We start from the raw sequence: 10326 nt of genomic DNA, 5'->3' as shown, positions 1-10326 counted from the left end.
TGTTTATAAGAGACAGGGCCCGCACGGCGCGAGCCCACGAAGCCTGTCCGGCGCCCCGCACACCAACCGTCCCGCTACCGGGCGGGGCGTCGGACGGAACGCTTCACCCCCGTTTTCCCTCTGTGCTCGACACCGCCGCGCCTTCCCCCGGGCGCGGCATCCCCGCCGGTCAGGCGGCGAAGGAGATGGTTCATGTGTCCGCTACGCCCGTGTTGGCGTTGCGAGGGGTCTCCAAGCGCTTCGGTGCCGTCCAGGTACTCACCGATGTAGAGCTTGAGGTCCACGCCGGTGAGGTGGTCGCCCTGGTGGGCGACAACGGCGCCGGTAAATCAACGCTGGTCAAGACGATCGCCGGAGTGCACCCCATCGATGACGGCGTCATCGAGTGGGAGGGCAGGGCCGTGCAGATCACCAAGCCGCACGACGCCCAGAACCTCGGCGTCGCGACCGTCTACCAAGACCTCGCGCTGTGCGACAACATCGATGTCGTCGGCAACCTCTACCTCGGCCGGGAGCTGCGCAGGTTCGGCATCCTGGACGAGGTGGAGATGGAGCGCCGCTCCCGCGAGCTGCTGTCCACGCTCTCCATCCGCATCCCGAGCGTCCGCATCCCGATCGCCTCGCTCTCCGGCGGCCAGCGCCAGACCGTGGCCATCGCCCGGTCGATGCTCGGCGAGCCCCGGCTCGTCATCCTCGACGAGCCGACCGCCGCCCTCGGCGTCGAGCAGACCGCCCAGGTCCTCGACCTCGTCGAGCGACTGCGCGAGCGCGGCCACGCGGTCATCCTCATCAGCCACAACATGGCCGATGTGAAGGCCGTCGCCGACAAGGTCGCCGTGCTCCGGCTGGGCCGGAACAACGGTGTCTTCGATGTGAAGACCACCTCCCAGGAAGAGATCATCTCCGCCATCACCGGCGCCACGGAAAACGCCGTGACCCGACGTGCGGCGCGCAACGCGGAGGTTTCCAAGTGACCACCGACAAGTCCGCCACCTCGCTGGACAAGGCCGGCACCCCGGCCGACGCGCCGCCGGTCGGCAACCCGGACGCGGCCGAGGGCGCCGCCACGGTGATCGACCCCCGCCTGCTCATCCGCGAGCAGGGCCTCGGCGGCTACGTCACCGAGTTCAAGCGCAAGATCAGCGGTGGCGACCTGGGCTCGATCCCGGTGATCGTCGGCCTCGCGATCATCGCCATCGTCTTCCAGAGCATGAACTCCGAGTTCCTCTCCGCGAAGAACATCAGCGACATCGCCACCACGATGGTCGCCACCGGCATGATGGCCGTGGGCATCATCTTCGTCCTGCTGCTCGGCGAGATCGACCTCTCGGTCGGCTCCGTCTCCGGTGTCTCCGGCGCCCTCGTCGCGGTGCTCAGCGTCACCCAGGGCATGAACGAATGGCTGGCGATCCTCGTCGCCGTCGTCAGCGGTGCGGTGATGGGCGCGATCCACGGCTTCTTCTTCGCCCGGGTCGGGGCGCCCGCCTTCGCCGTCACCCTGGCGGGCCTGCTGTTCTGGCTCGGCTTCATGCTCCAGCTGCTCGGCGACTCCGGCACGATCAACCTGGACGGCGACGGGGTGGTCGGCAAGCTGACCACGTACTACTTCACCGACGTCGCCGCCGCCTACGGGCTCGCCGCCATCGCGGTCATCGGCTACTTCGCCGCGGCCTTCCTGGACACCCGCCGCCGCGAGGCGGCCGGTATCCCGGCCCGCCCGCTCGCCGACATCGCCGTGCGCACCGCGGTCATCGGCGTGTTCGGCTTCGCCGCCGCGTACATGTTCAACCAGTACCGCGGCCTGCCGCTCGCGCTGGTCCTCTTCCTGATCGTCCTGGTCGGCACGGACTTCCTGCTCCGCCGTACGGCCTACGGGCGGAAGATCTTCGCGCTCGGCGGCAGCGTCGAGGCCTCCCGGCGGGCCGGTATCAACGTCACCGCGATCCGCGTCTCCGTCTTCTCCATCGCGGGGACCTTCGCGGCGATCGGCGGCCTGTTCTGGGCCTCCAAGATCGCGGCGGCCAACCAGGGCTCCGGCACCGGCGACCTCCTGATGAACGTCATCGCGGCGGCCGTCATCGGCGGCACCAGCCTCTTCGGCGGCCGCGGCCGCACCTGGAACGCGCTGCTCGGCGTCATGGTGATCGTCTCCATCCAGTACGGCCTGTCGCTGGAGGGCATCGCCACGCCGATCCAGTACATGGTCACGGGAGCCGTGCTTCTCGCCACGGTCGTCATCGACTCCGTCACCCGGAGGACCCAGAAGACCGCGGGCCGCGCCTGACCGCACAACCGCGCAGGTGCCCGGTGCCCCCAGGGGCTCCGGGCACCTGCGCGTGTCCGGCATTCCGGACGCGAACAGGGCCGCCCGATGCCCGCCGCCGCGAGCGGAACATTAGACTCATCGGATCGGCACGCTCGATCAGCTCAAACGCAAGGAGGCACGGGTGGATCTGCTGACCCGCATCAAGGGACCGCGCGACCTGGACCGGCTCAGCCTCGGTGAGCTGGACCAGCTCGCGGAGGAGATCCGTACCTTCCTCGTGGACGCGGTGTCCAAGACCGGCGGACACCTCGGCCCCAACCTGGGCGTCGTCGAGCTCACCATCGCCCTGCACCGGGTCTTCGAGTCGCCCCGGGACAAGGTGCTCTGGGACACCGGCCACCAGAGCTATGTGCACAAGCTGCTCACCGGCCGCCAGGACTTCTCCCGGCTCAAGAGCAAGGGCGGCCTCTCCGGCTACCCCTCCCGTGCCGAGTCCGACCACGACGTCATCGAGAACAGCCACGCCTCCGGGGTCCTCGGCTGGGCCGACGGCCTGGCCAAGGCCAACGAGGTCCTCGCCAAGGACGACCACGTCGTCGCGGTCATCGGTGACGGCGCCCTCACCGGCGGTATGGCCTGGGAGGCGCTGAACAACATCGCCGCCGCCAAGGACCGCCCCCTCGTCATCGTCGTCAACGACAACGAGCGCTCCTACGCCCCGACCATCGGCGGCCTGGCCAACCACCTCGCCACCCTCCGTACGACCGACGGTTACGAGCGGTTCCTGGCTCGCGGCAAGGACATCCTGGAGCGCACGCCCGTCCTCGGCCGCCCGCTGTACGAGACCCTGCACGGCGCCAAGAAGGGCCTCAAGGACTTCATCGCCCCGCAGGGCATGTTCGAGGACCTCGGCCTGAAGTACGTCGGCCCGATCGACGGCCACGACATCGAGGCCCTGGAATCCGCGCTCCAGCGCGCCAAGCGCTTCCGCGGCCCGGTCATCGTGCACTGCCTCACCGAGAAGGGCCGCGGCTACACCCCCGCCCTCCAGGACGAGGCCGACCGCTTCCACGCGGTGGGCAAGATCCACCCGGACACCGGCCTGCCGATCTCCACCTCCGGCCTCGACTGGACCTCCGTCTTCGGCGAGGAGATGGTCAAGCTCGGCCATGAGCGCGAGGACATCGTCGCGATCACCGCGGCCATGCTCCAGCCCGTCGGCCTCGGCAAGTTCGAGGCCGCCTTCCCGGACCGGATCTACGACGTCGGCATCGCCGAGCAGCACGGCGCCGCCTCCGCGGCCGGCCTCGCCACCGGCGGACTCCACCCGGTCTTCGCGGTCTACGCCACCTTCCTCAACCGCGCCTTCGACCAGGTCCTGATGGACGTCGCCCTGCACAAGTGCGGCGTGACCTTCGTCCTGGACCGGGCCGGCATCACCGGCACGGACGGCGCCTCGCACAACGGCATGTGGGACATGTCGATCCTCCAGTGCGTGCCCACGCTCCGGATCGCCGCCCCGCGCGACGCCGACCAGGTCCGCGCCCAGCTGCGCGAGGCCGTCGCCGTCGACGACGCGCCCACCGTGGTCCGCTTCTCCAAGGGCGCGGTCGGCCCCGCCGTCAAGGCGGTCGGCAGGGCCGGCGGCATGGACATCCTGCGCGAGCCGAAGGCCGCCCGTCCGGACGTCCTGATCGTCTCCGTCGGCGCGCTCGCCCCGATGTGCCTGGAGATCGCCGACCTGCTGGACGCCCAGGGCATCTCCAGCACCGTCGTCGACCCCCGGTGGGTCAAGCCCGTCGACGAGGCGCTCGCCCCGCTCGCCGAGCGCCACCGCGTCGTCGTCACGGTCGAGGACAACAGCCGCGCCGGAGGCGTCGGCTCCGCCGTCGCACAGGCCCTGCGGGACGCCGGCGTCGACGTACCCCTGCGCGACTTCGGCATCCCGCCGGTCTTCCTCGACCACGCCTCGCGCGGCGAGGTCATGGCCGAGATCGGACTGACCGCGCCGGACATCGCCCGGCAGGTCACCGGCCTGGTCGCCAAGCTCGACGGCCGCTTCGAGAGCCGCGCCGTGGAACCCGCCCGCGACTGACGCGCTGACCTCCGTTCGGCCGATGGGCCGGGAGAACCACCCCTGTACGGGTGGTTCTCCCGGCCCATTCGCATGAAACGGGCCAGATGGCGCGTTCCTGTGCGGCAGGGTCCCCATCATGGCGTTCACAACGAATGCGTGGAGGTAACGCAGGTGAGCGCGCAGGTCACACCACCCCGCCGAAAAGGCATGTTCCGCACCAAGTCCGTCGAACAGTCGATCCTTGACACCGAGGAGCCGGAGCACGCGCTCAGGAAGTCCCTCTCCGCCCTGGACCTCACGGTCTTCGGCGTCGGCGTCATCATCGGCACCGGCATCTTCGTCCTCACCGGACAGGTCGCCAAGGAGACGGCGGGCCCCGCCACCGCCATCGCGTTCGCCGTGGCCGGCGTCGTGTGCGCGCTGGCCGCGCTCTGCTACGCCGAGTTCGCCTCCACCGTCCCGGTGGCCGGCTCCGCCTACACCTTCGCCTACGCCGCGCTGGGCGAACTGGTGGCCTGGATCATCGGCTGGGACCTGGTGCTGGAGTTCGCGCTGGGCACCGCGGTGGTCGCGGTCGGCTGGTCGGGCTACGTCCGCTCGCTGATGGACAACGTCGACTGGACGATGCCCGAGGCGCTCTCGGGACCGGATGTGGCGGAAGGATTCGGCTTCGACATCCTGGCCTTCGCCCTGGTGCTGGTCCTGACCGTCATCCTGGTCGTCGGCATGAAGCTGTCCGCCCGGGTCACCTCGGTCGTGGTGGCGATCAAGGTCGCGGTGGTCCTCATGGTGATCATCGCGGGCCTCTTCTTCATCAAGGCCGAGAACTACAAGCCCTTCATCCCGCCGGCCGAGAAGCAGCCCGCGGGCTCGGGCTGGGACGCGCCGCTCGTGCAGCTGCTGTTCGGCTACGAACCGACGAACTTCGGTGTGATGGGCATCTTCACCGCCGCCTCCATCGTCTTCTTCGCCTTCATCGGCTTCGACGTGGTGGCCACCGCCGCCGAGGAGACCAAGCTGCCCCAGCGCGACATGCCGCGCGGCATCCTCGGCTCGCTCATCATCTGCACGGTGCTCTACGTGGCGGTCTCGATCGTGGTCACCGGCATGCAGAACTACCGCGACCTCTCCGTCAGCGCCCCGCTCGCCGACGCCTTCAAGGCCACCGGGCACCCCTTCTACGCCGGGCTGATCAGCTTCGGCGCGGCGGTCGGTCTCACCACGGTCTGCATGATCCTGCTGCTCGGCCAGACCCGGGTCTTCTTCGCGATGAGCCGCGACGGCCTGCTCCCGCGCTTCTTCTCCAAGACGCACCCGCGCTTCCGCACGCCCTACCGCCCGACGATCCTGCTCGGCGTGCTGATCGCGATCATCGCCGGGTTCACGAGCATCGAGGAGCTGGCCACCCTGGTGAACATCGGCACGCTCTTCGCGTTCGTCATCGTCGCCCTCGGCGTCCTGGTCCTGCGCCGCACCCAGCCGAACCTGCCCCGCGCGTTCCGTACCCCGTGGGTGCCGGTGCTCCCGATCGCCTCGGTGGCCGCGTCGGTCTGGCTGATGCTCAACCTGCCGGTGGAGACCTGGGTCCGCTTCGGCGCCTGGATGGTCCTCGGGGTGATCATCTACTTCGTGTACGGGCGCTCCCACAGCCGCATGGCCAAGGAGGGCCGCTGACGTCCGTGCCGGGCCGGGTCCTCACGGAGCGACCCCGCCCGGCGCCCGCAGCCCCACCTGCCCGGCCAGGAACGCGAGGCACTCGGCCTCCAGCGCCACCACGCGCGAGAGGGCGCGGGCGCCGTGCCCGACGCCGCGTTCCAGGCGCAGCAGGACCGGCCCGGCCCCGGACGTGGCGTGCTGCAGCGCGGCGCACATCTTGCGCGCGTGGAGCGGGTCGGTCCTGGTGTCACCGTCCGAGGCTGCCAGCAGCACCGCCGGGTAGCCGACGCCGGGCGTGACGCGGTGGTACGGGGAGTAGCCCAGCAGCGTCCGCGCCTGCGCGGGGTCGCGCACACTGCCGTACTCGGGCACCCAGCTGGGCCCCAGCCCCGACGACTCGAAGCGGACCATGTCCAGGAGCGGGACCCGGCACACCGCGGCGGCGTACTTCTCGGGCTCCTGGGTCAGGGCCGCGCCGACCAGCAGCCCGCCGTTGGAGGAGCCCATCATCGCGACCCGGCCCGGTGCGGCCCAGCCGGCCGCCAGCAGGTGGTCGGAGGCCGCGGCGAAGTCGTCGAACGTGTTCTGCTTGTTGGCCCCGCTGCCGGCGAGGTGCCACTCCTCGCCCTCCTCGCCGCCGCCGCGCAGCCCCGCCCAGGCGAAGACGCCGCCCGCCCTGACCCAGGCGAGGACCTGGGGCCGGTACCGGGGCGACATGATCTGGCCGAAGCCGCCGTATCCGGTGAGCAGGGCCGGGCGCGGCACGTCCGGGCGGCCGGTGGGGGAGATCACGAACATCCGTACCGTCGTCCCGTCCCGGGACGGGAAGGCGACCTGCCGGGTGACCGCCCCCGCGGCCTCGGGCGCGTGCCGGGCACCGTGCTCCCAGCGCGTCGCGCGGCACGTCCGCCCGTCGAAGCGGAGGATGCGCGTCGGCGTCACGAAGTCGGTGTAGGTGAACCAGGCCTCGTGGCTGCCGGCCGGCCCGGGCGCGAAGCCGCCGACGGTGCCGCTGCCGGGCAGTGGTACCGAGGCCACCTGCCTGCCGTCCGTCAGATCGTGCACGGTCACTTCGGCCACCGTGTGGCGGCTCCAGGCGGCCAGGCCGAGCGGGTGGGCGAGCTCGGGTCCCGAGACCACCGCGAAGTGGGTGAGGGCCGCGTCGGGACGTCCCGCGACCACCTCCCGCCACGCCTCGGGGCCCCGGTGCAGCGCGTCCGGCGGGCACGCCACGACGTGGCCGCGAGCGGCGCCGTGGTCGGTGCGCAGCCACACCGGGTCCCGCGGACCGGTCCCGGGCGCCACATGCAGATGGGTGGCGGCCGGGGTGTTCTCCTGGACCGGCACCAGCAGCGGCCTCTCCAGCGGTCCCGCGGTCAGGTCGGCCAGGTAGAGGTCGGTGCGGCGGCCGGTGCCGAGCGTGGCCCTGATCCCGAGCCAGCGGCCGTCGGCGGACCCGGAGACGCTGTAGAACTGGGTCCTGTCCCGGCCCTCGCCGAAGACCAGGGCATCGGTGCCGGGCGCGGTCCCGACCCGGTGCAGCCAGACCCGGCGGTGGTACTGCTCCTCGCCGGGGTTCAGCCGCGGGTCCAGCCGCCGGACGTAGTAGAACGCCTCGCCGCCGGGCAGCCAGGCGACCGACGACCTCCGCACCCGGTCCACCGGCCCGTCGACGACCTTCCCGGTCGCCACGTCGATCACCTGGAGCCGCGACTCCTCGGTGCCGTCCCGGGAGATCTGAAAGGCCAGCAGATCGCCCTCCAGGGACGGCTGCCAGGCGTCGAGGGAGGTGCGTCCGGACGGGTCGAGGACCTGGGGGTCCAGCAGCACCCGCCCGGTATCCGCCCCCGTATCCGTCCCGGGCTCCGCCACCATGAGCACGGGATGCTCCTGGCCCGCGTCCTGCCGCAGCCAGAAGACCCTGCCGCCGCGGACCCTGGGCGGTGTCGCGCGATCGACGGCGGTGAGCGCCGCCACCTCCGCCTCCCACCGCTCCCGGCCGGGCCAGGTCGCCCGCGCCGCCGTGTAGAGGGCCTCCTGCTCGGCGTCCCAGCGGATCACCGCGTCCGCCCCCGCGTCCTCCAGCCAGCGGTACGGGTCGGGGACGGGCACCCCGTGCACCTCGTCCACGACGTCCTGCCGGGCCGTGCGGGGGTAGTCGTGCGGTGCCGGTCGGGCGGCGGAGGTCACTCGGTGCTCCCTCGTCGAGGTGGGGCGGCGCTTCGGACAGCGGCGGCCGGCGCGGCCGTCTCCTCGGCCGGTGCCAGGGGTTCTCCGGCCCCTTCGTGCCCGGCCGGTCCTCCGGCGGGACCGCCGTCCTCGGAGGTCTCCGGGTCGGGCAGGGCGCCGCGGGCGTAGAGGCCGGACAGCAGGATGCACAGCCCGGCCACGGCGATGATCGTGTCGATGGGGCCGAACCGCAGGCCTGCCACCGAGCCGTCGAAGTCCCGCAGCAGGGTGCCGGCGAGCCAGCCGGACAGTGCCGCCGCGACCATCGCCGCCAGCTGCGTCATCGGCTGGAACACGGCGACCACCCGCCCGCGGTACTCGGCGGACGCCGCCGAGAGCAGCAGCGGGGCCATCGCGGTGTTCAGCACGGTGAGGGGAATGGTGAACAGGACGAGCAGGATGATGCCGCCGACGAATCCGGTCTGCCGGGAGTAGGCGACCAGCAGGGCGCCGCTCACCAGCAGGCTGACCCACGTCGTCCGCCGCGCCCCGATCCACTGCACCACCCGGCCGGCGCACAGCGCGCCGACGATGCCGCCCACCCCGATGGCCATGCCGACGTAGCCGAAGAGCTTGGCCGACATGCCCAGGTTCTCGGTCGTGAAGAAGATGTTGAGCGTGTTCAGCGCGCCGACGCCGAACTGGCCGATCACGGCGAAGACCAGCAGCGCGACCAGGAACCTGCTGCGCCCGAAGAAGCGGAGGCCCGCCACGAACTCCCGCAGCACGCCGGACCGGTGACCGGCGGCCTTCCCCGTGCCGCTCCCGTCGACCGCAGCCTTCTCGGCCGGGGCCACCCGGACCGAACTGATGGCGACGTACGACACCAGGTAGGAGAGCGCGTTGAAGAGCATGGCCCATTGCACGCCCAGCGTGAAGAACAGCGGCGCGGCGAGCGGCGGGCCGATGATCAGTGCCGTCTGACTGGTCGCCTGGGTGATGCCGGCCGCCCTGGCGCGGTCGGCATCACCGGTCACCAGGTCCGCGATGATCGTGAAGCGGGCCGGTGCGAAGAACCGGGCGGCCGCGTGCAGGAGCAGCACGGTGCCGTAGACGAGAGTGAGCCACACTCCGGCCGGCAGCGCGTCGGCCGGCAGGAAGGAGACGACGGCCAGCAGGGCCACCAGCCCGCCCCGCAGCACTTCGGTACCGAGCATCGTGCGGCGTTTGTCCCAGCGGTCGACGAAGACGCCCGCGATCGGACCGACGACGAGCACGGCGATGCCGCCCGCCACCAGGACGCCGCTCACCGCCGCCGGGGCCCAGCTCTCGTCCTTCGCCAGTACGGTGGCCACCCACAGCATCAGGGTGGTGCTGAAGACCATGTCCCCGACGGACGAGACGGCCTGTCCGAACCAGAGCCGCGTGAAGTCGGGGCTGATCAGGCTCAGTCGCGGTGCCATGACGGCCTCCCCGAGGAGAGGACCAGGGTCATGAGAGCGGTCACCAGGGTCGTGTGGTACGCCTTCCGGAAGAACTCCCCGGCCGGCGCCGACCGGGACGCCATGAGCGCGGCCGACCGCCCGGGAATCGCCCCGTCGGACCGCTGGGCCCGCACCAGGCACTCCACGGCCGCGGCCCCCGAAGGGGTGCGCAGCGGCTCAAGACCGAGGATGAACTGCGTGATGACGAGTTCGGCGGCCAGGTCCCACCGGTCCTGCCCGACGCAGTGGTCCAGCATCCTGCGGACCAGGTCCCGCGCGTGTGCCAGGGCGTCCCCGGCCAGTCCGGTCGTGGTCCGCCCGTAGTCGCCGAGGAAGAACGCGGCGTGGGTGAGGGAGTACCCCTCGGAGTCGGTGAGCGGTGCCACGTCGTCCGTGACCACGTCCCCCGTGACCGTGCCCCCCGTCTCCGCGCTCCCCGGCGCGGCGGCGGTCAGGGTGACGAGCGGGCTCTGTCCGACGAGTTCGGCGTACGGCTCGATGGTGTGGTCCGCACCCGCCTTGTCCGCGTAGAAGCGGATCTCCATGCGCTTGAGCGGCGACTTGCCGGCCGGCGAGAGGAAGTCGGGAGCGAGCCGCCCGAGCGTGGCCCGGCACGCCGAGTCGTCGATCCCGTCGGGGGCGAGCGCGGCGTAGGCCAGTCCGTAGGTGGGGGC

The 10326-nt window shown here is 71.6% G+C and carries 7 protein-coding genes; 4 read left to right on the top strand and 3 right to left on the bottom strand.

Annotated elements, in window-relative coordinates:
• The first annotated feature begins 185 nt into the window (after positions 1–185).
• The 4 genes from HET64_RS31325 (at position 186) to HET64_RS31310 (ending at position 6017) form a co-directional block, all read left to right on the top strand.
• Positions 186–974, top strand: coding sequence for an ATP-binding cassette domain-containing protein (locus tag HET64_RS31325; protein WP_215110527.1), 789 nt, complete (start codon positions 186–188; stop codon positions 972–974).
• Positions 971–2284 (top strand): sugar ABC transporter permease, encoded by a 1314-nt coding sequence (locus HET64_RS31320; RefSeq protein WP_215110526.1) that lies wholly within the window; start codon positions 971–973, stop codon positions 2282–2284. The genes HET64_RS31325 and HET64_RS31320 overlap by 4 nt, the downstream gene beginning before the upstream one ends.
• Before the next feature lie 163 nt (positions 2285–2447).
• Positions 2448–4361 carry a 1-deoxy-D-xylulose-5-phosphate synthase gene (gene dxs, locus HET64_RS31315; RefSeq protein WP_215110525.1) on the top strand — a complete coding sequence of 638 codons (1914 nt, stop codon included), beginning with the start codon at positions 2448–2450 and terminating at the stop codon, positions 4359–4361.
• Between the two features lie 189 nt (positions 4362–4550).
• Entirely contained in the window at positions 4551–6017 is a 1467-nt protein-coding gene (locus tag HET64_RS31310) for an amino acid permease (protein WP_215110528.1), read from the top strand.
• A gap of 21 nt (positions 6018–6038) precedes the next feature.
• Here HET64_RS31310 and HET64_RS39720 read toward each other — a convergent pair whose 3' ends face one another.
• From HET64_RS39720 to HET64_RS31295, 3 genes are all read right to left on the bottom strand, one after another.
• A complete protein-coding gene (locus tag HET64_RS39720; protein ID WP_215110524.1) occupies positions 6039–8189 on the bottom strand; it encodes a prolyl oligopeptidase family protein in 2151 nt (716 codons plus the stop codon).
• Positions 8186–9631: an MFS transporter gene (locus HET64_RS31300; protein ID WP_215110523.1), complete on the bottom strand. Its 1446-nt coding sequence runs from the start codon at positions 9629–9631 to the stop codon at positions 8186–8188. The genes HET64_RS39720 and HET64_RS31300 overlap by 4 nt, the downstream gene beginning before the upstream one ends.
• Positions 9616–10326: hypothetical protein (locus HET64_RS31295; RefSeq protein WP_215110522.1), on the bottom strand; the 711-nt coding region annotated here is incomplete at its 5' end. The genes HET64_RS31300 and HET64_RS31295, both read right to left, overlap by 16 nt.

The sequence above is a fragment of the Streptomyces sp. McG3 genome, assembly GCF_018619185.1.
In the GTDB taxonomy this organism is placed as follows: Bacteria; Actinomycetota; Actinomycetes; order Streptomycetales; family Streptomycetaceae; genus Streptomyces.
This window is presented reverse-complemented; position numbering and strand designations above follow the sequence as displayed.

Excerpts from the sequence above, each read along its gene's own strand:
- HET64_RS31300 (WP_215110523.1), bottom strand. The coding sequence starts at position 9,631 with ATGGCACCGCGACTGAGCCTGATCAGCCCCGACTTCACGCGGCTCTGG.
- HET64_RS31325 (WP_215110527.1), top strand. The coding sequence starts at position 186 with ATGGTTCATGTGTCCGCTACGCCCGTGTTGGCGTTGCGAGGGGTCTCC.
- HET64_RS31310 (WP_215110528.1), top strand. The coding sequence starts at position 4,551 with ATGTTCCGCACCAAGTCCGTCGAACAGTCGATCCTTGACACCGAGGAG.